The organism is Paenibacillus sp. FW507-14B1B (assembly GCF_058781425.1).
Genome location: NZ_JBYSWS010000002.1, coordinates 1,439,430 through 1,466,425 on the forward strand (window position 1 = coordinate 1,439,430; position 26,996 = coordinate 1,466,425).

Genomic DNA, 26,996 nt, shown 5'->3' on the forward strand with positions numbered 1-26,996 from the left:
ATGTTTCATTATATGCTAAAACAGAAGATCTCACCAAATGAAGCTTATCTTATCGTAAAAAGTATGTCTCAGTAAACTTGAAAAAACCGGCTCCAAAAGAGCCGGCCCATTCGCTTTATACTAGAGCAATCTGTTTATTTCTTATTCATGAAGCGATAAGATAAACGATCCGCTAGACGGGGAAACAGGTTATAGAACCTTATTCCTGCACCTGCAAGTCGTGGCAAATCAATTTCTTCCTTGCGTTTTCGGATTAACTTAACAATTCGCCCCGCAACATATTCGGGTTTCATCATAAACCATCCAATATTCTTAACATATCCGCCTGTTGGATCTGCAAGTGAGAAGAAAGGCGTATCAATCGGCCCTGGATTCACCGCTGACACGGTAATTCCCGTTCCCCGCAGCTCTTGTCGAAGTGAATTTGTGAGACCCAGAACTGCATGCTTCGTGGCAGAGTACGCGGTAGACTTAGCAGAACCGATTTTCCCAGCCATCGATGCAACATTCACGATATGTCCAGACTTACGTTGAATCATTCCCGGAAGCACAGCCTGTGTGCAACGAACGATCCCCATATAATTGACATCCATCATGTCTTCAAATTGTTCCTGTGGCATATCGATAAACGTTTCAAATATTCCGTATCCAGCATTATTTACAAGCACATCAATTCTGCCATGTTTATGTTCGATCTGAGAGAACAATGCTTGCACTTGTGCTGTATCCCGTACATCGAGCAGTGCGAGCTCATATGAACCTTTCATCCGGCTTCCAACCTGCTTTAGACGCTCCTCTGAACGCCCTGCAAGTACTACATAAGCACCTTCATTCGATAGCATCTCAGCCGTTAATGCACCAATACCGCTAGACGCTCCTGTTACAACAATAACTTGGTTGTCAAGCATGATTTCTACTTCCTCTCTACAGTCTGGAGCCCTGTTAATAACAAATCTCCGTTTGTGAAGGACTGTTCTAATCTCTCTATTCTAAGAAATCATGACTTGAATATCCAGTTCTCCGATCCCATCCATTACGAGTGGAATGCTAAGTGCCTTCTTCTGAGTAAATTCAGTAATATTAACCGATCTAATTACTTTAGGAGGTGTGATATCAACACTAACTCCTTGATTGGACAATATCGTGCTTGCATTGCCACTAATCATATTTCCTAACTCAGAGATAGCACTTTGCCCCATCTCGTCCATCTCCGTCAGTACATAACCGCCCATCATAACAGACACCATGCGCAGTGCTACTTGTTCCTGCAAGCCGAATACAATATCACCACTCATTTGACCTGTCATACCAATCTGTATCCAAATATGGTTATCGATTAAAGAAATCTCCTTGACCCCAAGATTTCCCGTGGAAGGTGAGACCTGTATGACTTGCTCAATGACGAGTCTTGCGGATTCTAAAAAAGGATTGATAACTTCCGCTTTCATTACCGATTAATCCCCTTTCACTGGGTTTATGGTCAGGGTCCCAAAGTCCCGTTTATTAGTTAAAGTCATTATAATGTATACCCTGTAATAAATCATCATAAATTAACGCTCACGTATAGATTTACCGAATGAAAGGACAGACAAGCTACTTTAAAATCACTGTATCCTTTTAGGTCTTTCGTCGTAGTCCAAAAATAGCGACTTTATTATTATCGGTATTTCCTCTCCCGCAATGAATATAGAATTTCTGGAAAATGAAAATTAATCTCGATCACGTCACTTAAAGCTTTAAAATAGCTTCGCATTGCCCCGCTCAGTATAATAACCTATAATTTAATAAGAAAGTTACATCACTTGAAAGACACGGATCATATGAAATCATAATAGGAGGACGGCCATGAACATCAGCCAACTGGAGACGCTCATCACCATTTCCAAGACGATGAGCTTTCGTAAAGCGGGAGAATTACTGAATTTGACCCAGCCGGCCGTTTCGGCCCAAATCAAGAGCCTCGAAGATGAATTCAAAACCGTGCTTGTGGATCGAAGTCAGCCAGTCACATTGACTGACCGGGGTCAGGTGTTCGTTGAACATGCTGAGCATATCCTAAGAATTGTTGACGAACTGAAACAGAGATTGTCCGATTTGGACCAAACTCCTCAAGGACATATTCGGCTTGGGACTACCACATCCATTGCAATTCAGATCTTACCGCGTGTGCTATCTTACTTTCAGGATCAATTTCCACACATTAAAACAACGATCCAATCCATGGCCTCATCGCAAATTTATCACAGTGTTGAGAACAACCTCATCGATATCGGAATTGGATATCTGATTGAACGGAATCCTAATGTTAACTCCTCCATTCTGTTCTATGACTCTTTTGAACTCGTTGTGTCGCCACAGCATCCCTTAGCTAAAGCAAGTAAAGCCGACATTGAAGTACTTGGCCAAACCCCTCTGATCCTTCTGACACAGGATACAGTTGGACGAAGATTTGCCGATGAGGTCATGAGATCCCACGGTATTCAGCCTCAGGTTGTCATGGAACTGTCCAGTAGTGAGGAGATCAAACGTATGGTGGAGATCAATCTCGGGGCAGCCATTATATCCAAGCAATCTGTCTCTTCTGAACTTCGAAGCGGATCCATGAGGATCGTCCCTCTTACTGAATTAGAGGTAAGCCATCCTGTCGGAGTTATTTATAAAAGTGGACGATATGTCAGCTCAGCGATGCGCCAATTTATAAGTGACCTAAAGGGCATGCCAGAAACACAATTCATTAGCAGCGAATAAACAACACTCTGTAAATTCTTATTTTTAAGGAGGGCATCATGAAATTCGATCTGCACACACACCACTACCGCTGCGGACATGCAGACGGGAACATCAGAGAATATATTGAGGCAGGGATTAAAGCTGGTCTTAAAGTCATCGGCATTTCCGATCACACCCCTTACTTTGGGAGCCAAGAGGAGCAGCCATTTCCTTATATTGCGATGGGGAAGGCTGAACTAGCTAATTATGTAGAGGAAGTTCTTCAATTGAAACGTGAGTATGAAGGGAAAATAGATGTACTTCTCGGCATTGAATCTGATTTTTTTCCTGAACATACGGAGATCTATCGACAGACCCTATCCCTATACCCATTCGACTATATAATTGGTTCTGTCCATCAGGTGAGCGGAGTTAGTATTTTTAATAAGAACCGGTGGAGAGACTTAACCTTGGATCAGAAAATCACGGAGAAAGAGAATTACTTCGCCCTCATTCGTGACTCAGCTCGAAGTGGCATGTTCCAAATTCTCGGACATATCGATGCTATGAAGGGCAATTATCCTTCCTTCACTGACATCGTGACAGAGGAAGCACTCGATGAAACGCTTAAGGTGATCGCTGATTGTGGTGTTGCTATTGAGATTAATACTTCCGGAAAAACCAAATTGAGCGGGGGCTGGTACCCTTCCAATGCGATCTTAGAACGCGCTCGTTATCACGGGGTTGAGGTTACATTTGGCTCGGATGCTCATAAGCCCTCTCGAGTAGGTGATGAATTCGAAGAGGTAGCAGGAGTCCTTAAAGACATCGGCTTTACAGAATGGGTTTATTACAAACAGAAACGGAAGGTAACCGTGCCTCTTTAACCTGGGGGCAACGGTAACCTTCCGTTTTTCCTTGCATACACATAGACAAAAAAAAGAGGACCCAGAAATCTGGGTCCAAATAAAATATATATTCTCAAAAGGGGGTCATGAGATAAGTTTACCCTGCTGCTGTTAGAGTTTGATAACAGGTATATTTCATTTGTGTAACAAATTTAGAATATTCTTATTAAACACGATTACTCAGTGTCAAAATCGTCAATTCAGGTTTACATAGAAACCGAAACGGCAGTCGTGTGGTTCCTATCCCCCTGTTCACATATAGGCGCAAATCTCGGTCACCAATTTTGTATAAGCCTTTGATATACATTTTCGAACCCGGAGGTGTGATGACTTCCCCGACCCACGGCAAACGGATTTGTCCCCCATGACTGTGACCAGATAACTGCAGATCAAATGGATGCTCTGATGCGAGGCCCGCATAATCAGGCTCATGCATTAACAGCAAGGTATACATATTCTGCGGTATCCCTCTTCTCGCTCTATCCGGATTTGGTTTCCCCAGCAGCCAGTCATCTAGACCAACAACCGCCATACGCGATCCGTTTCGTTCCAATATGACATTCTCATTACGAAGAACGGTAAAGCCCGCCCTTTTTTGCAACGCAATCAGCCGCTTCATATTCTCAAAGTCATGATTACCCACAATCGATAACACACCTAGAGGCGCCTGCAGCTTTGAGAGTGGAGCAACGGCTTCAACCATATCTTCTGCTGGACCATCAACCATGTCTCCCGTAAAACAGATGAGGTCGGGGCGTTCCCGATTGATTACGCTGACCAGACGTTTGACATCTTCAGCATTCGTATGAAATCCAAGATGCAAATCACTGAAATGGGCAATCTTTATGCCATCAAAAGCATCAGGCAGCCTTTTCTGTTGAAGCGAAACTCTAGTCACCTCAAGCATCTTCGGCTCCAGTAACGAAGCATAGCCTCCCGCTGCAAGTCCCACTCCCACTAGAGCAGATGTACTAAGCTTTATAAACTGCCGCCGGGTCAAGGAAAATGGACGTTTCTCCCGAGCCTCCTTTTGTTCAGAGTTATGTATAAGGTCAGGATGATTTTTCATTTTGTAGCGGCCTCCTTTATAATCTATAGAAGAGCATCATTGTCCGTCATCTAGAAACGGGACAGGAAGGAGTTCACCTATGAGCATTAACGATTCCATTGAACAATTAGTTTTAGATCAGCGTCGATTTTTCAAATCTGGTGTGACAAGAGATATTCATTTCCGGATGGAGCAGCTGAATAAACTAAGGACTGCATTAATTGCAAAAGAAGATGAGATTATAAAGGCATTACAACAAGATTTAAACAAAAGTGAACAGGAATCCTTCTCAACTGAGATCGGAATTGTATATAAAGAGCTATCCTATGTAATGAAAAATCTTCATAAATGGGCTAAACCACGCCGTGTTAAAACTGCTCTGACACATATCGGAAGCCGTGGAGAGATTCATCCAGAACCCTATGGTACGGTTCTCATTATTTCCCCTTGGAATTATCCTTGGCAACTTGCCATCTCACCACTGATCGGTGCAATGGCAGCAGGAAATACAGTCATTATTAAACCATCCGAATTAACACCAAGCGTATCAGCTCTTATCACATCTATGATTAAAGATACATTTTCGGATCAATATGTAGCCGTTGTAGAAGGCGGACCGGACACAAGTACAAGTCTGCTTAAGCAACCTTTGGATTATATATTTTTCACAGGCAGTACGAATATCGGTAAAGTCGTTATGCAAGCAGCTGCCAAAAATCTTATTCCAGTCACCCTTGAACTTGGGGGAAAAAGCCCCTGCATCGTTCACAAGGATGCTCCACTGAAGTTGACCGCAAGGCGAATCGTTTTTGGTAAGTTCACCAATGCGGGTCAGACCTGTGTTGCACCGGACTATCTACTCGTCCACGAAAGTATAAAGGAGCCACTCCTTAAACACATGAAAGAAGCCATCACCGAGTTTTATGGTGATTCTCCTCTTATGAATTCGGAATATGGCAGAATCGTATCCGAGAAGCATTTTCTGCGATTATCCAATTTCTTAAGCAACGGTTCTCTGCGACATGGAGGGAAGTGTGATGCAAGCAAACTTCTCATTGAGCCTACTTTACTGGATGATATTACTTGGGAGATGCCTGTCATGGAGGACGAAATTTTCGGACCTATTTTTCCTATTCTGACATACGATCATTTGGATGAGGTCATCACCTCGGTCAATAACAGACCTAAGCCACTAGCGCTTTATCTATTTACTCAAGATTCTCAAGTTCAGCGCAAGGTCTTGTCCGAAATCTCCTTCGGTGGTGGATGTGTAAATGATACACTCATGCATCTCGCTACTCCTCACCTTCCATTTGGAGGCGTGGGCGAAAGCGGTATGGGTTCTTATCACGGTAAGCACAGCTTTGAAACCTTCTCTCATATGAAGAGTATTCTACGTCAGACGAATAAATTTGATTTTAGTTTCCGTTACCCCGGCAAAGAGGGACTCAAATTACTACGCAGATTGATGAAGCCTTAGTTAAGCAAAAAAAGAATTGCCCTTGATATTAGAATGGATGTTAATCAAGCAGCCATCTAGTCTAGGGCAATTTCTCTGTGTTCTCTATCTAATATTCATCATTCACTTTCACGCCTTACGATTCTTCTCCAACCACTGCACTGCATAATCAACCATCGCACGCTGCTCTGCTAGCACACATCTACTCTTCTGAACGAACCCTTCGGTATACATCCCCTTGCAGTCTTGTTCGAATTCAGATCCAATCTGAGCAAAATCATCGGATGAAAAATCGATATCTTCGAAAGACTCCCATATCGTACGCCCCTGTTCTCTTCGAATCGGCGCACTCGCAGTTACTTCCTTCTTCCCTTCCCAATCTGCTCGATATTCAGCTAAGTGAAAGGAGGTATTATTATCATAGCCTGATCCAAGCAACAAGACATAAGCTCCAAGCTCATAAAGCTTGGCTAGTGGCGAATCATCCCCCAAGCTGTAGGATAGTGGATGTTCATTCGTGATGAATTCCGCATATTTTCCTCTTGCCACAAAAGAGACATGAGGATGGTTACTCCGAAGAACCCCACTTTGACGCCGGAATGCTTCAGGCATTATGCCCATGTAGGATGTGATTGTGAAGTCTACATCAAAAGGTGGCATCGCATCGCGAATCAATTGCCACCATTTAGGATCAGCAGGTGGATTCTCCCATGTCGACGGATCTGTCAGATCGGCGGAGTGGGCAGGCATGACTAGTGTCCCTTCCTCTCCCAGCACGTCTTCCAGTGCCAAAATGACCGCTTCAGCACCGCCTACAATCCATCCTCCTACACTTTTCAATGAAGAGTGGACCAAAAGAGTCATTCCTGGTCTAACACCCAGTTGTCTTAAATCTGCACGAATATCCTCTATCGTAATCGGTTTCTCTGTAATCATAGTTTTGTAATCCCCTGTCTGATGACTATGTAAAAAGAGCACCTGTCCAATTAACACCTAGGACAAGTACTCTTCATAGTTGAATGAATGTTCTTACACGCTCAACCAGCGTTTGAATAGATGCTTCGTGGTATCTTTGTTCATCTCAGCAATGGATGTAGTCAGTGGAATACCTTTAGGACAGGAACGCACACAGTTTTGTGAGTTTCCGCATCCTTCAATACCTCCATCTTGCATCAATGCTTCTAAACGCTCTTCCTTATTCATTTCACCTGTTGGATGGGCATTAAAAAGACGAACTTGTGAAATGGCTGCGGGGCCAATGAAGTCAGTCTTCTCATTGACGTTCGGACATGCCTCAAGACACACACCGCAAGTCATACATTTAGATAGTTCATAAGCCCACTGGCGTTTCTTCTCAGGCATACGTGGACCAGGACCAAGATCATAAGTACCGTCAATTGGAATCCAGGCCTTAACCTTCTTCAAAGCGGTAAACATACGACTACGATCGATTACTAAGTCACGTACAACCGGGAAGGTCTTCATCGGCTGAATACGAATCGGTTGCTCGAGCTTATCGATTAGCGCTGCACAAGCCTGACGAGGTTTACCGTTAATCACCATGGAACAAGCACCGCAGACTTCCTCAAGGCAGTTAGAATCCCAGCAGACGGGAGTTGTAGACTGACCTTGAGCATTCTTCGGATTACGCTGAATTTCCATCAATGCACTAATTACGTTCATGCCAGGACGGTACGGAAGATTGAATTCCTCAGTGTAGGTTTTCGACTCCGGGCTGTCCTGACGGGTAATTATAAATTTGACGCTCTTCGAGGCTGCTGTGGTTTGAGCCATGTCAAATCCCCCTTCTTACTTATCTTTCGAATAGTCGCGAATACGCGGTGGGATCAAGGATACATCTACATCTTCATAAGAAATCTGTGGACCATCCGGTGTCCATGTCGCTTTTGTTGTCTTCAAGAACTCTTCGTCATTACGGTCTGGGAACTCAGGCTTGTAGTGAGCACCGCGGCTTTCGTTACGCATCAGTGCTCCAAGTGTCATTGCCTCAGCAAGCTCAAGCATGTTCCAGAGTTGACGTGTAAATGCTACGCCTTGGTTATTCCAACGGGAAGTATCCGTCATATTAATATTCTTATAGCGCTGTTTCAGCTCTTTAATCTTGCCAATGGTTGCTTCAAGCTTGTCGTTATAACGAACCACCGTCATGTTGTTGGTCATCCATTCACCAAGCTCTTTATGCAGAACATAAGCGTTCTCTGTGCCCTGCATATTTAGGAGACTATCGAATTTAGCTGTGTGTTCTTTAGCAGCCCGATCAAAGATCGAAGAGGATATATCTTGAGATGATTTCTTCAACCCTTTAACATATTCGATCGCCTTTGGACCAGCTACCATACCGCCATAAATAGCGGATACAAGTGAATTGGCACCCAAGCGATTCGCGCCATGGAATTGATAATCACATTCTCCAGCAGCGAACAATCCTGGAATGTTGGTCATCTGATTGTAGTCAACCCACATGCCGCCCATAGAATAGTGTACAGCCGGGAAAATCTTCATAGGGATTTTACGAGGATCATCACCCATGAACTTCTCGTAAATCTCGATGATTCCGCCTAGTTTAACATCAAGTTCCTTAGGATCTTTATGTGAAAGATCCAGATAAACCATGTTCTCACCATTAATTCCGAGTCCTTCATCTACGCAGACGTGGAATATTTCACGGGTAGCAATATCCCGCGGTACTAGGTTTCCATAAGCAGGATATTTCTCCTCTAGGAAGTACCATGGCTTTCCGTCTTTATAAGTCCAGATTCGGCCACCCTCACCACGAGCAGACTCAGACATCAGGCGAAGCTTGTCATCACCTGGAATGGCTGTTGGGTGAATCTGAATGAATTCACCGTTAGCATAATGTACACCTTGCTGATATACAGCACTTGCTGCAGTACCTGTATTAATAACCGAGTTCGTTGTCTTACCGAAGATGATACCAGGACCACCACTCGCAAGAATAACAGCATCACCTGGGAACGTGCGAATTTCCATTGAACGCAGATCTTGAGCTGCAATACCACGGCAGACACCTTCATCATCAATAACTGCGTTCAAGAATTCCCAGTTCTCATACTTCGTTACAAGACCCGCGGTCTCCCAACGACGAACTTGTTCATCCAGTGCATACAGAAGCTGCTGTCCTGTCGTAGCGCCGGCATATGCTGTACGGTGTCGTTTCGTCCCACCGAACCGGCGGAAATCGAGCAACCCTTCCGGTGTCCGGTTGAACATAACACCCATCCGGTCCATCAAGTGAATGATGCCAGGTGCTGCGTCACACATCGCCTTAACTGGTGGCTGATTCGCCAAGAAGTCACCACCGTAAACCGTATCATCAAAATGTTCCCAAGGAGAGTCACCCTCCCCTTTCGTATTAACCGCTCCATTAATACCGCCTTGCGCACACACAGAGTGGGAACGTTTAACAGGTACTAGTGAGAATAAATGTACGTGAGCTCCAGCTTCAGCAGCTTTAATGGTTGCCATCAACCCAGCCAGTCCGCCACCCACGATTATAATGTTAGATGCCATTTCTGTTCACTCCCCTTTAGCTCAAGACTGTCTTACACACATCAAGTAGTGCTGTAGCTGCAAATTCCGAATCACGGAAAGCAGTCAATGCCAATATAAACATTACACTAGTAATTACAAATAGACCCATGCAGATGTAAGAAGATATACGCTGCGCACGTGGACCAACTGTGATGCCCCAGCTTACTAGGAACGCCCACAAGCCATTCGTAAAGTGGAAAGTAGCACACACAATCCCGATGATATACAGAATAAACAGAATCGGATTGCTTACAATACCATGGATTGTGGCACCCAGCTCATCATGTGTAATCTTACCAATTGCAATCATAAAACGAGTATCGTACATGTGCCAGATAACAAATACAAACGTAATAACACCGGTGATCCGCTGTAAAGTAAAGCGAATATTACGTTCATAATTGTAGTTTCCGACGTTGTTATTTGCTTGGTAAGCAATATACAAGCCGTAAACGCCATGGTACAGAAGTGGCAGCCAAATCAGAAGTAGCTCAAGGAAAAATATGAGCGGCAGACCGTTAATAAACTCGACACCTTTAGCAAAGCCTTCCTTTCCACCATCGAAAGCCTTAAAGTTGGTGATCATATGAGTGAGCAAGAAGGCTCCGAGCGGTATGATACCAAGCAAAGAGTGCAGCTTTCTGGAATAATACCCTTTCATCAGTTGACGTTCCCCTTTCTGATTGTACAGCGTTTTCATTAAGACTCAACGTAATCTATTACACTAATACTATCTATGCGTCACACGCATACAACGACAAAATGTGCCACATTTCGGTTATTCTGTGAACATCCTGTGTCATGTTTCATGTTACTCCTTTTTTTCTTATAATGGAATTGCAATATAATTATTAATCGTTATAATCTATACGCATAAGTCATTATTATAGGAAGTGATCATATTGTTCGAAGAATTGGACGTGTTCTCCGTTGTTGTTGAGCAATCCAGCCTAAATAAAGCTTCCAAACTGCTGAATCTATCTCAGCCCGCCCTTTCACGCAAGATTGCCAAACTTGAAGATCAGCTTGGCGTTCAGTTGTTTAATCGACGTGGTAAACGTCTGGAGCTTACTTCTATTGGTCAGCTTGCGTATACATATGCCTTGGAGCAGCGACAACAGCAACTAAAATTTATGCAAACTCTTGCTCATTATCGTGGAGAAGAACAAATCACCATCACGCTCGGGGCCAGTCTAACCACACTCCAAACTACTCTGCCTCCCCTTGTGAATGCATTTATGGAGAAGCATCCATCTGCTGAGATCAAATTAGTAACAGGAAAAACACATGAAATTGTTTCTTATGTCCGTGATAAACGGGTGGATGTTGGAATTGTTGCTTCATCTATTAATCAGCCTGGCTTAAATTGCATCCCTCTCTTTGATGACCACCTTGAACTCGTCGTACCCACAACACATCCTTTAGCAGATAGTCTCGATGTCGGAATTGAACAGCTCCAAGGGATGCCTATGATCATCTTCTCAACTGGAACCTGGTACCGAAAGTTAACGGACGATCTATTTCATCGCTGTGGAATTATGCCTGATATTCGCATGGAAATCGATTCGTTCGAAGCGATCGTGCGGCTTATTCCTACTTGTAAAGCGGCTGCATTACTTCCGAAATCATATCTTCGCCCCCAATTGCTATCGGATAACGGCCTTGTTGATATCCACATTCCTGCTCTAGTCGAAACGAGACGGACAACAAGCCTCATCTATGGGGACGCATCCGAACTAAGCAATGCAGCCAATAGGTGGATTGCCGAAACAGAGGTCCTATTTAGAGAACTTCAAGAGAACCAACAACAAACAACCTGACGCGAAGCGCGCCAGGTTGTTTACATTCATATCTGGTATCACCAGAATCATATTTATAATTACATATTACATATTTACAACTTCACCTTCAAAACGATCAATGTTCTCCTTCGCTCCTATAACAACCATGATATCTCCAGCGCGCAGCACATCCATGGCAGTCGGAGCCACAATCACACCCGCACGTTGGTTCAGCGCAACTACGCTAATCCCATAACGAACACGCGTGTTTAACTCATTTAATGTTTTGCCGTCCATACATTCCGTTACCGTCATCTCTACAATTCGATATTCTTTAGAAAGCTCTATATAATCGAGAAGATTCGGTGTAACAAGTTGATGAGCGACACGAATCCCCATATCTCTTTCCGGGAAAATAACCCTGTCTACACCCAGCTTTTGTAGCGCCCGTCCGTGTAGCACAGAGATCGCCTTGGCTACAACCGTATTAACACCTAATTCCTTGAGAAGAATTGCTGCAAGAATACTCGTTTGAATTTCATCTCCTATAGCCACGATGCCACAGTCAAAATTACGAATACCAAGCGATTTAAGTACTTCTTCGTCTGTCGCATCAGCGACCACAGTATGGGTGAGGAGCTCACTCATATCTTCGACCACTTCTTCATCTTGGTCGATCCCGAGAACCTCATATCCTAATTCCATCAATTCAAGCGCAAGGCTTGAACCGAATCTCCCCAGCCCTATCACTGCAAACTGCTTTGGTTTCATTTCTTAGCCAATCTCCTTATCCAATAATCATTTTACCTTCGGGATGACGATACAACTCTTTACCTTTCTTGGGTCCTAATGCATAAGCAAGTGTTAATGGACCGAGACGACCAGCAAACATCGTTACACAGATAAGTAACTTACCGAAGAGCGACAACTCAGGAGTTAATCCCATGGACAGCCCTACCGTACCAAATGCTGACGTAGCTTCAAAGAGTATAGTGAGGAAGCTGCTATCCTCTGTCGTTGATAGAATCATCGACACTGTAATAACCAGCAGCAGTGCAAGCAGCGTAATCGTTAACGCTTTAAGAATTCGCTCCTGAACCAAACGGTATCTGAACAACACAATATCGTCTCGGCCTCGCATCATGGCAATAACAGCGGCAATCATCATTGTGAATGTTGTCGTTTTGATACCACCACCCGTAGAGCCTGGAGAAGCTCCGATAAACATCAGTATAACCATGAAAAATTGAGTAGCCTGACGTAGCTCAGTTATATCTAGTGTATTGGCTCCCGCTGTTCTCGGCGTAACTGACTGGAAGAAGGAGCCTAGAATTTTCCCGCCCCAATTCAGCGAGCCCAGTGTCTCTGGATTTGTAAATTCAAAGATAAAAATAACCACAGCACCTATGAGAATCAGCGCCCCTGTCATGGACAACACCACTTTAGAATGCAGTGAAAGCCTCCGACTCTTCCTATAATCAACCAGATCAGCCATGACGATGAATCCAATCCCTCCGGATACAATCAGGAACATCACCACAAAGTTAACAAGCGGATCATATACAAATCCAGTCAAGCTCTTAAAGTCGCCAAACAGATCAAACCCCGCATTATTAAACATGGTTACCGCATGGAAAACGCCGAAGTAAAGCGCCTTACCAAACGGCATATCAAAAGCCCAGCGGATGGTTAGCAGTATCGCTCCGCACGCTTCAATCACTAAGGAGTACAGTAGAACCCTGCGGATCAAACGCACGATTCCTTCCATTGAAGATTGATTCATCGCTTCCTGAAGAACTAGACGGTCTTTCAAGGAAATGCGTCGCTTCAATACAAGCGCGAACAGTGTGGCCATGGTCATGAAACCCAGACCACCGATCTGTATCATTATCATGATGACAACCTGTCCGAAGGAACTGAAGAATGTCCCTGTATCCACCACGACAAGACCTGTTACACAGGTAGCAGATGTCGCCGTGAACAAAGCATCCATAAAGTTCAGCGGTTCCCCTGTCGTATTGGAAATCGGGAGCATGAGAAGCATCGTCCCAATCAGGATAATGGCCCCAAATCCCATGACGAGAATTTGCGGCGGCGACAAGCGAAGCCATTTAATTTTGGAAGTCAACATGTTCACCTCTTTAAAAAAATCAAAGAAAAAAAGACACTGGAAATCCAATGCCTTACGCGTTTGGGTTCCTGTGCTACAGCCTACGAGGTTAGCTGACGGATTCGGGCATAACACAGGTCGCCCTATTCACTACCTTTCGGAAGCGAAATTCACCCCACTTAAATGGTTCCCCCATTTTCATTACGAAATTCGGCTGATCTATTCAATTAACGTTATCCAATATTATGATTCATGAACATGTTCAATAGCATGTAGTGATTATAACGCAATCCTTTAAGGATACCAAAGCCGTTTTAGACTTAAATTAACTTAAAAATGAACCGAATTGGGCATATTCTAGAGTAGTAGCACATGGTTATCTACGCTTTTCGAAATCTTTCCTTCATTTTCATCGAATTTTTCATAAATTTGAATGGGATAAGCCGTTTGTGTCTTTCATATCTATGTTATATTGACTTTATGTCTTCATGAGAACAGCTAGCTTAATCTAATTGATAACTCGCTAATGCCAAAAGGAGGAATGACATGAATAAAGCAGGACACCCTCTTCATCTTAAATCTGACAAACAACCATTGGTACTACTTGGAATTATCGGTCTCATTCTATTTCTCATCTTTCAGGTCTTTCCATCCACAGCCTCTATTACATCCGAGGTCAAAACACCCGAAATGATCACCAAGGAAGCAGCCATCAGTGCTGCTGAACGATTCGCACAAGAACATCTGCAGTATAGTAGGACTTCCACTGAGAAACCTCTCGTTACATATCAATCCAGATCTGATGTTTATGGATATCTATCTAAAGAGAATTTGCTCCGCGAGTACAATAAAAAGTTTGAGAGCAAATACCCCTATGATGTCTATCGAGTTCGGTTAGTGCAAGCTGATGGAGCAGCCCTAAACGTAGACGTCCATATGCAGAATGCTAGTGTAGCAGGGTTTTCTTATGATCTGCCTGACTCTAGTTATGAAGGTGCCCTCCTACAAAAAGGTGACGTCCGCAATCAGATGCTTCGTTTAATCGAAGGAGAGATGTCACTGGCTGAAAAGATGTCACTAGCCGAGCCTTGGCTAGAGAGAGAGGGATATAGTGTATCCAACCTGAAACAGATCACCAAAGAAGGCGATCCTGGACTGATATATCAAGACCCCGAAGCTAAGATTGGGAGTTCACAGCTTCAGCTGAAATTCTCCTTCGAGGATAATCAACTTCGTTCCTATGAACCTGTATTTTCGGTTCCGAAGGACCACACAGCCTATGTAGAGAAACAGACACTAAACGCAACGCTGCTCACTCTGCTGGGATATGGTTTATTCACGCTAATCTTGGGGATCTTAGCCATTGTATACAGTGTAAAAACGAAAGCTCACACATCATTTAAACGTGGTATCTTTCTTGCCGTGTTACTGTTTGTTATTCAGATGCTGAATACCTACAACCTAATTCCCGTCTTCCAAGCGGAAGGTATGTCAGATGCCGGTATCATGGGTATGATGATTTTTTATGCCGTATATTCTCTTGTATTCTCAGCACTCTTGTACTTCTCTCTTGTTGGAGGAAGCGGACTATGGCGTAAGGAAGATGGACTGAATCCTTGGCCACGTGCAGGCGAAGCCGGGTATGGTTCTTACGTGCTAGAGAGCATGAAACTAGGATATATATGGGCATGTATTTTGCTCGGAGCTCAGTCTTTGATCTTTATCGGATTGAATTTCACACTCCACACCTGGTCTACAACAGATGCCTCACAATCACCTTATAACATGCTCTATCCATGGCTCTTTCCATTGATGGCGTGGCTGGCGGGAATATCCGAAGAGGCAGTATACCGTCTGTTCGGGATCAAAATGGTAAAAAAAATCGTACGGAACACATTTGTGGCAAGTCTGATTACTTCCACCATTTGGGCTCTCGGACATACTTTGTATCCGATTTATCCGGTCATTTCAAGACCGATTGAGCTCATTATCATCGGACTCATGTTCAGTTACATCTTCTTACGATATGGATACTTAACTTCGGTATTTGCCCATGTTGTGTTCAACAGTATTCTGATGGGCTTCAGCCTCATGATGATGAATGATCCATTCAACCTAGGAATGGGCATCTTCTACATCATTCTGCCGGCCATCGTTGGTTATGTAATCTATAAATTCAATAAATCAAGAGTACCTAAAACAATCTAACCAATTCCCTTCATTACTTTGGCAACAAAAAAACGGCTTCTCGTCCATCTTCTGGATGAAAGCCGTTTTTCTTATGTCATTACAATTAAGTTATAAGAAGAAGTCCTTTATTTACGACTCCTCATCACGCAGTGCCTTCAATATTTCCTTAGCCAGTTTATCGCCTATGGACAGAGGACGGAAATCATCAATGCCAGCTTCTTTTATCTTTTTGATCGATCCAAAATGCTTCAGTAGCATCTTTCGGCGTTTCTCTCCTATGCCTGGGATGGAATCCAGCTTCGAAGTCACCATCGATTTCCCGCGTTGTTCCCGGTGGAACGAGATCGCGAATCGGTGAACTTCATCTTGTATACGCTGAAGCAAGTAGAACTCTTGGCTGTCACGTGGCAGTGCTACCGGCTCCGGTGGGTCCCCAACCATCAGCTGTGCTGTCTTATGCTTCGCATCCTTCACAAGCCCGCAGACAGGTATAAACAAGCCTAGCTCATTCTCCAGAACATCAACAGCTGCAGAAATCTGACCTTTGCCTCCATCCACTACAATCAGATCAGGCATCGTTAGATTTTCCTTAAGCACCCGTTCATATCTACGGCGAATAACTTCTCGCATCGTTCCATAATCATCCGGACCTTGTACAGAACGTATCTTATATTTACGGTATTCTTTTCGTTCCGGCTTCCCGTTGATAAATACGACCATAGCAGAGACAGGATTCGTTCCTTGAATGTTCGAGTTATCGAATGCCTCAATTCGGTGTAGCGTATCGAGACCGATAACCTCTCCTAGATTAGCAGCAGCAATCGTTGTCCGTTCTTCATCACGCTCTATAAGTCTAAACTTCTCATCAAGCGATACCTTCGCATTTTGTGCAGCCATCCCAACCATTTGCCGCTTCAGCCCTCTTTGCGGTACATGAACCTTCACACCAATCCATTCCTGCAGAGCAGCAGCTCCACCAGCAGCGTCCACCGTTCCTGCTCCCTCACCAAGAAAGTCTTCGGAATGTTTGGAAGATTCCGCTTTAGGATTACCGTCCGATTCAGATACAGCAGGTTCCTTAGTCTCCGCAGAGGTCACTTCCTCGTTCTCCATAACGGGCGAAGATATTTCATCTTGGTCCATATCGTCAGACGAAGGGCCTGGCAGAAGAATTTCCTGAGGGAGAGCTGGGTTCTCACTGTAATACTGCGCTACAAAGGACATAAAATCACTGTACGCTTCCCCATAATACGGAAACACAGATGCATTTCGCTGGACCATTTTCCCTTGACGCATATACAGAATTTGAACACACATCCAGCCTTTATCTACAGCAAAACCAAACACATCTCGATCCTTCGTATCTGTCGTTGTAATCTTCTGTTTCTCCATAATGGCATCAATATGCATAATCTGATCTCGAAGCTCTTTTGCCCGCTCAAAATACAACTCTTCCGCCGCCTCCTGCATTTTACGCTGGAGCTCTTTTTTTACTTCTTCGTGTCCACCACTTAGAAATGAACTGATCTCTCGAGTAATCTCCTCATAAGCAGATTGAGGAACTTCTTTTACACAGGGCGCCATACACTGACCCATATGGTAGTAAAGGCAGACTTCCTTCGGCATTACACCGCATTTACGCAAAGGATACATGCGATCAAGCAGCTTCTTCGTCTGTTGTGCTGCATAGGCATTCGGATAGGGTCCGAAATATTTAGCTTTATCTTTAAGCACCCGCCGGGTCACTTCAAGCCGCGGGTGCGCTTCATTCGTAATTTTCAAATAGGGGTATGTCTTATCATCTTTCAGGAGCACATTATAACGAGGCTGGTGTGTCTTAATCAGGTTACACTCCAGAATTAGAGCCTCCATATTGCTGCCTGTAACAATGTATTCAAAATCGCGGATTTCAGAAACAAGTCGCTGGGTCTTTCCATCATGACTGCCTGTAAAATAGGATCGAACCCGATTCTTGAGTACCTTGGCCTTACCTACATATATAATTGTTCCTTCACTATTCTTCATCAAGTAACAACCTGGCAGATCGGGTAATAGAGCAAGCTTATTTCGGATCTTCTCCATTGCCTTTTCCTGTTCCAGATGTTTCTTCGCGAAATCTTCCATCCTTCTACTCCTCTCCAAGGAGATATGATTCAAAACCACACAAAGCGCCTCCGGTATGAAACCGAAGGCGCTATATGGGTACAAGTTCATCCTATATAAATAGATGCTTGCTTATTGATGTTTGGCAATAATGCCTTTCAACGCTTCTTTGGAGTTCAGTCCAACAACTTTATCGACAGGTTGGCCGTCTTTAAAGAAGATCAGTGTTGGGATACTCATCACGCCGAAACGGGAAGCAGATTCAGGATTCTCATCTACATTCACCTTCGCGATTTTCACATCATCACCGAGTTCTTGGGACAGTTCGTCCAGAATCGGAGCAAGCATTTTACAAGGACCGCACCAAGGCGCCCAAAAATCAACTACAACCGTTCCTTGACCTTCCACTTCGTTAGTAAAGGTTTGGTCGGATACATTGACGATAGCCATGAGTTTCTCCTCCTTATAGGAAAGTCACATTATGTGCTTAGACTATTATGTCTAAGCTAACCACTATAGTATACCACATCCTTATCCGAGAAGTGAAACGGGTATTCCTTTCCAATTGGAATGTTAAGCCAATCTTTACAAATGAATTAACCTTTGGGTATACTACAAGTAACAAGCTGGGTGATGATGTCAATGATGTCAATCACACGGTAGTTGATCTTTTGAGGAGGCAGGCACCATGGATGTTAACGTGCGCGCAATGGATCCTCGGGAGCATATTAATGAAGAACCACGTAATGATTTTGGCGATTTAATGTTGGGCTTCACGGGCATGTTCGGCTTTATGTTCGTCCTATTCTTCGCTATGGTTATTATTAAGTTCATCGTTGGCTAATGCTCCTCTGAGCTCGCAGGAAACCAAAAAAGTCTGATCTCTCGCCAAACCGGCGCGTTGATCAGACTTTTTTCATAGATACATAATTTATTTCAACAGAGTTATACCTTTCCCCGATGGTTCTCTCCGTATAATTGAACAGCATCCACAAATGGAGATATTCGATTCATTAAACGCTGACCTTTATGCGCCTCTTCCCCATCCTTACTTGTAAAGCTAAGATGTCTTTCGAGTCCATCGAGTGGATAATTGGAAGTATAGAAGGTCGGCTTACGATTCATTCGGAAATTAAGAATAGCCCCCAGTACATGATCTCGAACCCAAGGGTTCAGGTTCTCTGCACCAATATCATCGAAGATAAGTAGGTCACAATTCTTCATCGTGTCCACCGTTTCTTTGAGCTTGCTATTGTCCGTCATCATTGACTTCAGATCTTCAACAAAATCCGGCATATACACGATAACACCAGTATATCCTTCCTTCGCCAGCTCATGGAGCATGTAACACATTAGAAAAGTCTTTCCTGTCCCAAATGATCCTGATAAATACAAGCCTCGTGGAGATAATCCGTTCTCTTTCGTATCCCGAATATATCGGAACACTTGATGTACCGCTGGAGCGCGAAGACGATCTTTCGCCATAATCTCAACTTCATTGTACCCTTCATTCAGTGCACGTTCATCCAGATAAAAGCTGCGAACCCGTTTACGGATCTGGTCCTCATTATCTTTGGCAATCTTTAAGGAACAAGGAGCTTTACGTTCATAGATCTCCATCGACCCATTCAAGCTCTGAACATCCAGCTTGCTAAAGTGACCTTGAAAATCATTTGGACAAAGGTCAAGTCCGGGACAATTCTTACAGTTCTCATGATCACCCACATATTGATATAAGCGGCTTAGATTCGTTCGCAATACCCGATCATCAAGCTCCGGGTGCTCAGCCCGAAGGCTAAGAATAAGTGGATGATGCAGCAAATTTTCAGCAATCTCCTCTGAACGACGACGAAACGCTGGACTTTTCATGCTATCCAGCAATTGACCAAGAGAATCCACGTAGTCACCTTCCTTTCACAAGAAGCGGGCAATGATTATCCGCCTCTCTTCTTACTCGCCTGCATCTCTTCCGCAAGCCTCAGCATTTCCTCATATTCTTCTTCTGTTACGACTTCACCCTGAGCAGATTCAAGCGCTACAGGAATATCTGGCTTCACCTTGCCACCCTTGGCGTATGAACGCGTGCGAGAAGCGGCGGCAGCTTGCTTGCCCTTCATCTTGGCTTGATCGCGAATATATTGCACAGCCTTCTCATAGCTGTTAACCTGCTTCAGCAGCATATTGGAAGCGATGGCCTCCACGAAATTTCGGTTGATTCGTTGGTCTCCACCAGCCGCAATTAACGACATTAAGTAATGAATTAGTACATTGATCACTTCGCCTGGAAGCTTATAACTGAGGTCGATCTTCTCAAACATCTCCATGAAATGCACAGGTACTGAACCCGGAAAAAAAGTCTGGAGCAATTTTGTATAAGGCTCATTGCGAAGCATCATATTATATTGGTGGATATCACATTTGGATTGGAATTGAACTGGGACCTCTACATAGTACTCCATCTGTACTGCGTGCTCCTCAGCAGGAATATCCGGATCCGTATTTAGTTCTTGATGCAGAGCCACAACCTTACCGGCTGTGATCTGTCTTTTCTCTTGCATCTTCATCCCTTGACGGAAATGAAGGCTTGCTCTGTGCTGGAGCTCATCCAGTAACACTTCACCTTGACTTGAGAAAATATCATCTTCATCCAGCAAGCGGCATAAATCCTGTACACTGAGGTCATATTTACGTACAACATAATTCACAATACCTAGCTGTTCATGATCGTACCTAAGACGTTCTACGAACACACGGTTCTTGGATTCACGTGGGAAACGCAAGATAATATCCGAATAATTAAGCCCTTCACCCTGTGGAACTACTTGCTGTATCACAGGATTTCGCGGTGGTTCGACCTCGGTTAAAGCTTGCTCGAGTTCATAATCGATCACATGGGTATTCAGTTCAAATATATCGTAAAACGGAACAGAAATATTTTCTTTATTAAGTGATATTCCAGACCATTCTTGCGGCTCTTTACTCCATAGTTGTTCACGTAACGACATCACGGCAAATTTGCCAACCTTGTCACGCAGCAGCAGTGTCAGATGCTGTGTATTGAAGAACTCGGAAGGAGACAACGGTGTCTGAAGTTCATATTCATAAATATAATCGTCTGTCTCCGGAACATACATGCGGCTAGTCTGGAGCAGGCCAACGGCCTCTAGCTTCGATGTCTGTTCTATCAAATATTTACGGCCTTTTTCGCTTGGCTCAAGACCTAACGTTAAAAATAAACGGCGCTGCTGTTCGATCGCTGAATATCCTACTTTCTCCATAGGAACATGCATAACCAGGAGACGGTAAAAACTTATCGCAAAAGCACCTACCATCGGCTGATAAATGGAAATAAGCATTTTGTCATCCAAACTACTTAGGCAGAAGTCGCGGTATACGCAGTAACGGTGATTTTCAGTAAAATGTAAAAAGTTAGTCATGCGCATCGTGATTGCTCCTCCCTGTCGTCTTAAAATAGACTTCCTCTATTCTATCATAAAAAAGACTTCCTTAAATCTGTTTCATAGAGCAAAATTTCTGGAATAAACGGTCAGGATTGAGAGGAGCAACAAAAACGACCCACCCGTGTTTGGGAGAGCCGCCGATGCCGATATAAGTGCGAAGTAAATATTTAAAACATTTTAAACCCTCTAACACGTAAGGTATGAATGGCCCAGCCGCTCAAAAATGCACCTGCCAGACCAGCTACTCCTGTCAGATAATCTACCAGTTGGAAGGAGCTGATATGCGCCCAAAGTGTCGCCTCATCTCGGTTCCACAAGCTATAAACTACAGCTGGCAAAATGACGATCACGAACAAGTAGCAGGGAAACCAGGTGGTTTTCATCAACATATTGAGGATAAAACCGATACCAAACATCATGACAAAAAATAAAATCATCAATACTAGCACGGGAATAAACTGCAGCATTGTCGCCAATTCACCTCTTCTTCGTCACCATCACAATTCGCGGCTTCCTCTGACTATGAAAAAAAGCACACGATAGGCGGGCTAGTAGATAGTGTACTAAAAAAAATGTCACATATCAACGAACATTCGGTGAATAGATTGTGTCAGCGTTTGCCCTTATCGCAGTCGTTAGATACAATGAAGGAAGATGAAGCAAGCGGTTTCTCCGTTTGTGTGCTAGATATGCAAGAATACATTTTAGGGGTGATCCTATGAACGAAGCCGCTATGACGCTTGAGGGCTGGTATGCACTACATGATTTTCGTTCTATCAATTGGCCTGCCTGGAAGGCTGCGGATGACGAGGAACGTGCTGTAGCATTGGACGAGCTGCATGATTTCCTTAATGAATGGAATCAAGTTGAAGAATCTAAACAAGGTAGCACTGCGATCTACACCATCATTGGGCAAAAGGCAGACATTGTATTCATGCATTTGCGTGAAACACTGGAAGAACTGAATGCAATCGAAAATGCATTTAATAAAACAACATTCGCTCAATATACAACGAAAGCATATTCCTATGTCAGCGTTGTCGAACTCAGTAACTATTTAGCAGGTTCCTCAGAAGGTGATCCTATGGAGAATCCACATGTGATTGCTCGTCTGAAACCCGTGCTTCCTAAATCGAAACACATCTGCTTCTATCCAATGAATAAGAAACGTGATTTGAGTGACAACTGGTATATGCTTAGTATGGAAGAAAGACGCTCTATGATGAAAAGCCACGGGATGATTGGCCGAGGCTATGCGGGTAAAGTGAAGCAGATTATTACAGGGTCCGTTGGTTTTGACGATTGGGAATGGGGAGTTACTCTCTTCGCTGATGATGCACTCCAATTCAAAAAACTCGTTTACGAAATGCGCTTTGATGAAGTCAGCGCCCGCTTTGGTGAGTTCGGTCCATTCTATGTCGGAAATCTGCTTGACCAAGAGGCCTTTGTACAACTAATGAAAGTTTAATAATATAGCGAAAAAAATGGACAGCCCTGATGGACTGTCCATTTTTATATACTATTTAGTCTTCATCTGATTCCTTATCCAAGGATTCCAAATATTCTGCAGTCGCACGATCTCGGGCTCTGCTCTTATCCTTCAACCGCTCAATCGCTGGCAAAATTAAAATATCCACTTCTTGCTGAATTGTATATGCCAAATCATATTGTTCCTGAGACTCCAAATAGGAACCGACTTCCATAAGTGCGTTATAACGATCTAGCTCATCACGTGTCAACAGACCCCGAACCTGAACACTGCAGTGTCTCATTTACAAAAACCTTCCCTTTTTCAGGACGAGCGGTATGCCTCCAATAATAAAGAGATACCGCAGGTCAACCAGTTTTTTTAGCTGAGCTGCCTTAAAGCCTTGATATTTCTTATCGCCGACAACGGCAATCCCCTCACCACGGCCGAGAGAAGCCACTGTGCCCTTGTTATGGAACTCGAATTTCTTAAGCTCCTTGCCACGAATGGCGGCTACAATGTTTTGTGCACAACAAACGCCCTGCTGCATTGCCATTTGTGCAGTTGGTGGATATGGACGTTCGCCATTGAATATTAGTGAGTTATCTCCGATAATATAGATATTCTCATATCCCGGAGCGCGTAAATACTCATCCACCTTCACACGTCCACGCATCGTTTCGAAACCTGCTGACTCCACCAAACGATTTCCGCGAATCCCACCCGTCCAGACAACTGTTGCAGATTTAATCTCTTCACCTGTACTAAGGATAACACCGTTTGGCGTACACTCCTTAATCGCAACACCAAATTTAAACGTTACACCCTTCTTCTGCAGCAATTCAATCGCATAATCCACTAACTCAGGTGCAAAGCCCGGTAAAGCCGATGGTGCAGCCTCAACATTATAAATGTTCACAAGCGCAGGGTCGACATCATACTCTTTACACAATCTAGGGATACGATCAGCTAGCTCAGCCACAAATTCAATACCGCTAAAGCCCGCTCCCCCAACAACAAAGTTAATTCGCTCTTGTGGTCTGCGTTCATTCTTATACAGCGCAAATTGATACTCAATATGCTCACGGATTAATCGGACCGAGTTAATACTCCGAATTGACATCGCATACTCCGCTAAGCCCGTAATTCCAAAGGTTTCCGGCTCGCCGCCAAGTCCGATAATTAGATAATCATAGGACAACGTACCATCTTCCAGAATGACCTTTTTGTCATGAAGACGAATTTCTTGTACAGAAGATTTCACTAAATCAATTTTAAATTCATCGATTAGCTTCGATATAGCAACACGAGTATTCTCAATGCTATCTGTACCTGCTGCCGGCATATGCAAGTGCGTTGTTATGTAGTGATAGTCATGTCTGTTCACCAACGTCACATCAGCTTCATTGTAATTGAGCTCTTTCTGCAGCCGCTGCGCTGTTAATATGCCACCGTAACCCGCTCCAAGGATTACGATTTTCGGTATGCTGCTCATTCTCCTGCTCCTCCCACCGTACTTCTATATATAGTATGGTTTTAAACTATTGTTTTTTGTATAAAACTCTCAAAAAAAAGAGAAGAGCCCTATTTCAGGCCCATAAAATATTACAACATAATCAACCTTCACCTTAACGATCCAGCCACTTCATTTCATGCTCAAAAAATGTCGAATATCCGCTTTAAAACACAGGTTATCACGTTAATCATATGCATAAACAGATTAAAGATCAAGGATTAATTTTGGCCTAAAAAAAGTTAAGTTCTTTCGTATTATGAGCCGTACAAATAAGAAAGCGCAAACATGTTTATCCTAGGTATTTTGATGGAAATCACGACTTTCTTTGCTGGTTCCAGAAGCTTATAATAGTAAGGAAATGAAATCAGTTGAATCAATACATTACGGAGGTGCTCCCCCCATGACAACAACATCACAAGAACAACCTATGACTGACCTGCTTATTATCGGTGGCGGCCCTGCCGGTATGTTTGCTGCTTTTTACGGCGGCATGCGTCAAGCTTCGGTCAAACTCATTGAGAGTATGCCCCAACTCGGAGGTCAACTGGCTGCTCTTTATCCAGAAAAATATATTTACGACGTAGCTGGCTTCCCCAAGGTTACCGCTCAAGAGCTTGTGAACAACCTCTCCAAGCAGATGGAGTTATTCGACACGGATATTCGGCTTGAGGAAAAAGTCCAATCTGTCGAGAAGCTTGATGAACGGCATTTTGTCGTAAAAACGGATAAAGATGTGCACCACGCCAAGGCGATTATCATTACAGCAGGTGTTGGTGCGTTCGAACCACGCCGTCTTGAAGTCGATAAGGCTGATAAGTTTGAAGAGACTAATCTTCACTACTTTGTAAGCGATCTTAGCCGTTTCCAAGGCAAAAAAGTACTCATCAGCGGCGGCGGAGATTCCGCTGTAGACTGGGCTCTTATGCTTGAACCAATCGCTGAGCAAGTGACGCTCGTTCACCGCCGTGATAAGTTCCGTGCCCATGAGCACAGTGTGGAAAGACTGCTTGCTTCTAAAGTGAACATCGTCACACCAACGGAGATCGGTGAGCTTCATGGCGATACACACATCACTAAAGTCACACTCTCCCATATCAAAACCAAAGAAACTCAGGAGATTGAAGTGGATGATGTTATCGTCAATTTCGGGTTTGTCTCTTCTCTTGGTCCGATTTCCGAATGGGGAATTGCCATTGAGAATAACTCGATTGTCGTTGATTCCAGAATGGAAACAAGCATCCCAGGTATTTTCGCAGCGGGCGATATCACGACTTACCCGGGTAAAGTGAAACTCATTGCTGTCGGGTTTGGTGAAGCACCTACCGCGATCAACAATGCCAAGGTTTACTTTGACCCTGAAGCACGTCTTGCTCCAGGACACAGTAGCAATATGAAAATATAATGAATTAAAGCGCAACAAAAAAGGTATCTTCTATCCACAACTAAATTCATTAGTGGATACGAGATACCTTTTCTATTAGTGTACGACATTTATATGTAGATGTGCGACTTGATGAGATGTCGACGTATCAGTATTTCTTTTATCTATACATGTAAATACTAGTGCAGGATGCTGATGGAATCGGTGTCTAAGTTCCGTTTATGAATTTCGGCCAACAGTAAAGTAATAAACTCCCGTTCTAGTTTTAGTTCAACAGCCATATGATAGGAATCTAATAACATCTCGTCCGTCAACATAGCCATCACCCTCACACCCTTTCCTCTTTTTCCTAAATCTATCATATCAAACATCATAAAACGGAACAACTGTTCGCTTATCCACAGCTTATTGTGGAGATCCTGTGTATAATTTGTTGGTAAGTGTTGGAAACTAAGCTACATCAAGGTGGATTGTGGGGATAAATGTTATACACAGGAATTGGTTTAATATAAACCTAAAAAAAATATTTAATATATTTATCGGAAGATTGCTACTATTTTTTAATTACCCTGCTTTTATTTAATATAAACCTTTACAATGGATATTTTTGGATTATTTTAACTAGGCCGAGTATTGACTTCCAGAATCCATATGGTACCTGTATTGTCTAATCCATAATCAAAACCGAGTTCACCAATGCCGGGAAACCGCTTTTCTAATACAGCGATACAGTTTCGAGTTAACTGCCTCATTTCATTCCGCTTTTGAAAAGAATTAATGTGAGGTAATGATCTTCTAATTGCAGGTCTGCAACGAAGCAGCGTACCTCCTTTACAAAGATTCGTGACGAATAGACCTGGTCTAGCAAGTCGAGCAACCATAGCTCTAAACTCCCAAGAACGCTTTACTTTAACCACTTTCACACGATAATCCAAAGGACGGCCGTTTATCCGAGCTAAATGAATCCCCTGCTGGATCAAGTATCTTCGCTTCATCCTTAAACCGGATAACACCCGAACGAGTTGAGGGAATGAATTGACAAACCTCGTACGTCCCTTATGGCTGACGTTATAGCCTTCATCGTGGTTTTGAATACGTATAACACCGTTCCCACCTGTTCCCACAACTGGTTTAATGACAACCATATCGTATTGTGAGAGCATCGACATCAGATTATCCTTATCGTATGCTATCGTCTCTGGAATGTACGGGATAATCTGAGGATCGGTCAGCAGCGCTTCCGTTTTTAGCCACTTACTCGCCAACTGTCTTCCCGCCATGCTGCCTAC

The 26,996-nt window shown here is 43.6% G+C and carries 26 protein-coding genes and 1 riboswitch; of the genes, 8 read left to right on the forward strand and 18 right to left on the reverse strand.

What is annotated here, in order from left to right; genetic code table 11:
• Positions 1–134: 134 nt before the first annotated feature.
• Entirely contained in the window at positions 135–908 is a 774-nt protein-coding gene (locus tag AC3WJJ_RS15315; protein WP_492541874.1) for an SDR family NAD(P)-dependent oxidoreductase, read from the reverse strand.
• A gap of 81 nt (positions 909–989) precedes the next feature.
• Positions 990–1,448, reverse strand: a complete 459-nt coding sequence (locus tag AC3WJJ_RS15320) for a chemotaxis protein CheX (protein ID WP_422658227.1) — start codon at positions 1,446–1,448, stop codon at positions 990–992.
• 397 nt (positions 1,449–1,845) lie between these two features.
• On the opposite strand from AC3WJJ_RS15320, the gene AC3WJJ_RS15325 reads away from it, so the two are divergent.
• Together AC3WJJ_RS15325 and AC3WJJ_RS15330 are read left to right on the forward strand one after the other, a co-directional pair.
• Positions 1,846–2,748, forward strand: coding sequence for a LysR family transcriptional regulator (locus tag AC3WJJ_RS15325; protein ID WP_492541876.1), 903 nt, complete (start codon positions 1,846–1,848; stop codon positions 2,746–2,748).
• Between the two features lie 38 nt (positions 2,749–2,786).
• On the forward strand, positions 2,787–3,596 hold the full coding sequence (locus AC3WJJ_RS15330; protein ID WP_492541878.1) for a histidinol-phosphatase: 810 nt from the start codon (positions 2,787–2,789) through the stop codon (positions 3,594–3,596).
• Positions 3,597–3,783: 187 nt separating this feature from the next.
• On the opposite strand, the gene AC3WJJ_RS15335 is transcribed toward AC3WJJ_RS15330, so the two are convergent.
• Complete coding sequence (locus AC3WJJ_RS15335) at positions 3,784–4,686, reverse strand: metallophosphoesterase (RefSeq protein WP_492541880.1); 903 nt, start codon at positions 4,684–4,686, stop codon at positions 3,784–3,786.
• A gap of 79 nt (positions 4,687–4,765) precedes the next feature.
• Here AC3WJJ_RS15335 and AC3WJJ_RS15340 point away from each other — a divergent pair, with 79 nt between their 5' ends.
• On the forward strand, positions 4,766–6,145 hold the full coding sequence (locus AC3WJJ_RS15340; RefSeq protein ID WP_492541882.1) for an aldehyde dehydrogenase: 1,380 nt from the start codon (positions 4,766–4,768) through the stop codon (positions 6,143–6,145).
• Positions 6,146–6,253: 108 nt separating this feature from the next.
• Here AC3WJJ_RS15340 and AC3WJJ_RS15345 read toward each other — a convergent pair whose 3' ends face one another.
• The 4 genes from AC3WJJ_RS15345 to AC3WJJ_RS15360 form a co-directional block, all read right to left on the reverse strand.
• Positions 6,254–7,060 carry an AAC(3) family N-acetyltransferase gene (locus tag AC3WJJ_RS15345; RefSeq protein WP_492541884.1) on the reverse strand — a complete coding sequence of 269 codons (807 nt, stop codon included), beginning with the start codon at positions 7,058–7,060 and terminating at the stop codon, positions 6,254–6,256.
• 93 nt (positions 7,061–7,153) lie between these two features.
• Complete coding sequence (gene sdhB, locus AC3WJJ_RS15350; RefSeq protein WP_422658233.1) at positions 7,154–7,918, reverse strand: succinate dehydrogenase iron-sulfur subunit; 765 nt, start codon at positions 7,916–7,918, stop codon at positions 7,154–7,156.
• 15 nt (positions 7,919–7,933) lie between these two features.
• Positions 7,934–9,676 carry a succinate dehydrogenase flavoprotein subunit gene (gene sdhA / locus AC3WJJ_RS15355; RefSeq protein ID WP_422658234.1) on the reverse strand — a complete coding sequence of 581 codons (1,743 nt, stop codon included), beginning with the start codon at positions 9,674–9,676 and terminating at the stop codon, positions 7,934–7,936.
• 16 nt (positions 9,677–9,692) lie between these two features.
• A complete protein-coding gene (locus AC3WJJ_RS15360) occupies positions 9,693–10,358 on the reverse strand; it encodes a succinate dehydrogenase cytochrome b558 subunit (RefSeq protein WP_422661537.1) in 666 nt (221 codons plus the stop codon).
• A 241-nt stretch (positions 10,359–10,599) separates the two neighbouring features.
• On the opposite strand from AC3WJJ_RS15360, the gene AC3WJJ_RS15365 reads away from it, so the two are divergent.
• A complete protein-coding gene (locus AC3WJJ_RS15365; RefSeq protein ID WP_492541887.1) occupies positions 10,600–11,517 on the forward strand; it encodes a LysR family transcriptional regulator in 918 nt (305 codons plus the stop codon).
• A 66-nt stretch (positions 11,518–11,583) separates the two neighbouring features.
• Here the strand turns inward: AC3WJJ_RS15365 and AC3WJJ_RS15370 are convergent, their stop codons facing one another.
• On the reverse strand, positions 11,584–12,249 hold the full coding sequence (locus tag AC3WJJ_RS15370; RefSeq protein WP_422658236.1) for a potassium channel family protein: 666 nt from the start codon (positions 12,247–12,249) through the stop codon (positions 11,584–11,586).
• A gap of 16 nt (positions 12,250–12,265) precedes the next feature.
• Positions 12,266–13,609 (reverse strand): TrkH family potassium uptake protein, encoded by a 1,344-nt coding sequence (locus tag AC3WJJ_RS15375; protein ID WP_492541889.1) that lies wholly within the window; start codon positions 13,607–13,609, stop codon positions 12,266–12,268.
• Positions 13,610–13,671: 62 nt separating this feature from the next.
• A riboswitch (cyclic di-AMP (ydaO/yuaA leader) is annotated at positions 13,672–13,814 on the reverse strand.
• A 320-nt stretch (positions 13,815–14,134) separates the two neighbouring features.
• On the opposite strand from AC3WJJ_RS15375, the gene AC3WJJ_RS15380 reads away from it, so the two are divergent.
• Entirely contained in the window at positions 14,135–15,796 is a 1,662-nt protein-coding gene (locus tag AC3WJJ_RS15380; RefSeq protein WP_492541891.1) for a CPBP family intramembrane glutamic endopeptidase, read from the forward strand.
• A 111-nt stretch (positions 15,797–15,907) separates the two neighbouring features.
• Here the strand turns inward: AC3WJJ_RS15380 and uvrC are convergent, their stop codons facing one another.
• Complete coding sequence (uvrC, locus tag AC3WJJ_RS15385) at positions 15,908–17,902, reverse strand: excinuclease ABC subunit UvrC (RefSeq protein WP_492541893.1); 1,995 nt, start codon at positions 17,900–17,902, stop codon at positions 15,908–15,910.
• Between the two features lie 111 nt (positions 17,903–18,013).
• On the reverse strand, positions 18,014–18,331 hold the full coding sequence (gene trxA, locus AC3WJJ_RS15390; RefSeq protein WP_208917865.1) for a thioredoxin: 318 nt from the start codon (positions 18,329–18,331) through the stop codon (positions 18,014–18,016).
• A 238-nt stretch (positions 18,332–18,569) separates the two neighbouring features.
• Here trxA and AC3WJJ_RS15395 point away from each other — a divergent pair, with 238 nt between their 5' ends.
• Positions 18,570–18,725, forward strand: a complete 156-nt coding sequence (locus AC3WJJ_RS15395; protein WP_422658240.1) for a YqzM family protein — start codon at positions 18,570–18,572, stop codon at positions 18,723–18,725.
• A 101-nt stretch (positions 18,726–18,826) separates the two neighbouring features.
• Here AC3WJJ_RS15395 and dnaI read toward each other — a convergent pair whose 3' ends face one another.
• The 3 genes from dnaI to AC3WJJ_RS15410 all read right to left on the reverse strand — a co-directional run bounded on the left by dnaI (position 18,827) and on the right by AC3WJJ_RS15410 (position 21,809).
• Positions 18,827–19,780 carry a primosomal protein DnaI gene (gene dnaI / locus AC3WJJ_RS15400; RefSeq protein WP_492541896.1) on the reverse strand — a complete coding sequence of 318 codons (954 nt, stop codon included), beginning with the start codon at positions 19,778–19,780 and terminating at the stop codon, positions 18,827–18,829.
• A 35-nt stretch (positions 19,781–19,815) separates the two neighbouring features.
• The gene (locus AC3WJJ_RS15405; RefSeq protein WP_492541898.1) at positions 19,816–21,324 is read right to left on the reverse strand and encodes a replication initiation and membrane attachment family protein; all 1,509 of its coding nucleotides are present in this window, start codon (positions 21,322–21,324) and stop codon (positions 19,816–19,818) included.
• 185 nt (positions 21,325–21,509) lie between these two features.
• On the reverse strand, positions 21,510–21,809 hold the full coding sequence (locus AC3WJJ_RS15410; RefSeq protein WP_422658243.1) for a YuiB family protein: 300 nt from the start codon (positions 21,807–21,809) through the stop codon (positions 21,510–21,512).
• Positions 21,810–22,060: 251 nt separating this feature from the next.
• Here AC3WJJ_RS15410 and hemQ point away from each other — a divergent pair, with 251 nt between their 5' ends.
• A complete protein-coding gene (gene hemQ / locus AC3WJJ_RS15415) occupies positions 22,061–22,810 on the forward strand; it encodes a hydrogen peroxide-dependent heme synthase (RefSeq protein WP_492541900.1) in 750 nt (249 codons plus the stop codon).
• A 55-nt stretch (positions 22,811–22,865) separates the two neighbouring features.
• Here hemQ and AC3WJJ_RS15420 read toward each other — a convergent pair whose 3' ends face one another.
• Both AC3WJJ_RS15420 and AC3WJJ_RS15425 read right to left on the reverse strand, forming a co-directional pair.
• Positions 22,866–23,114 carry a hypothetical protein gene (locus AC3WJJ_RS15420; RefSeq protein WP_422658245.1) on the reverse strand — a complete coding sequence of 83 codons (249 nt, stop codon included), beginning with the start codon at positions 23,112–23,114 and terminating at the stop codon, positions 22,866–22,868.
• Positions 23,115–24,305 carry an NAD(P)/FAD-dependent oxidoreductase gene (locus AC3WJJ_RS15425; protein ID WP_492541902.1) on the reverse strand — a complete coding sequence of 397 codons (1,191 nt, stop codon included), beginning with the start codon at positions 24,303–24,305 and terminating at the stop codon, positions 23,115–23,117.
• A 421-nt stretch (positions 24,306–24,726) separates the two neighbouring features.
• Between AC3WJJ_RS15425 and AC3WJJ_RS15430 the strand changes: the two genes are divergently transcribed.
• Positions 24,727–25,728, forward strand: a complete 1,002-nt coding sequence (locus AC3WJJ_RS15430) for an NAD(P)/FAD-dependent oxidoreductase (RefSeq protein WP_422658247.1) — start codon at positions 24,727–24,729, stop codon at positions 25,726–25,728.
• Positions 25,729–25,886: 158 nt separating this feature from the next.
• Here the strand turns inward: AC3WJJ_RS15430 and AC3WJJ_RS15435 are convergent, their stop codons facing one another.
• Both AC3WJJ_RS15435 and AC3WJJ_RS15440 read right to left on the reverse strand, forming a co-directional pair.
• Entirely contained in the window at positions 25,887–26,030 is a 144-nt protein-coding gene (locus AC3WJJ_RS15435; protein ID WP_152669237.1) for a sporulation histidine kinase inhibitor Sda, read from the reverse strand.
• 294 nt (positions 26,031–26,324) lie between these two features.
• On the reverse strand, positions 26,325–26,987 hold the full coding sequence (locus AC3WJJ_RS15440) for a YheC/YheD family protein (RefSeq protein WP_492541905.1): 663 nt from the start codon (positions 26,985–26,987) through the stop codon (positions 26,325–26,327).
• Between the last annotated feature and the right edge of the window lie 9 nt (positions 26,988–26,996).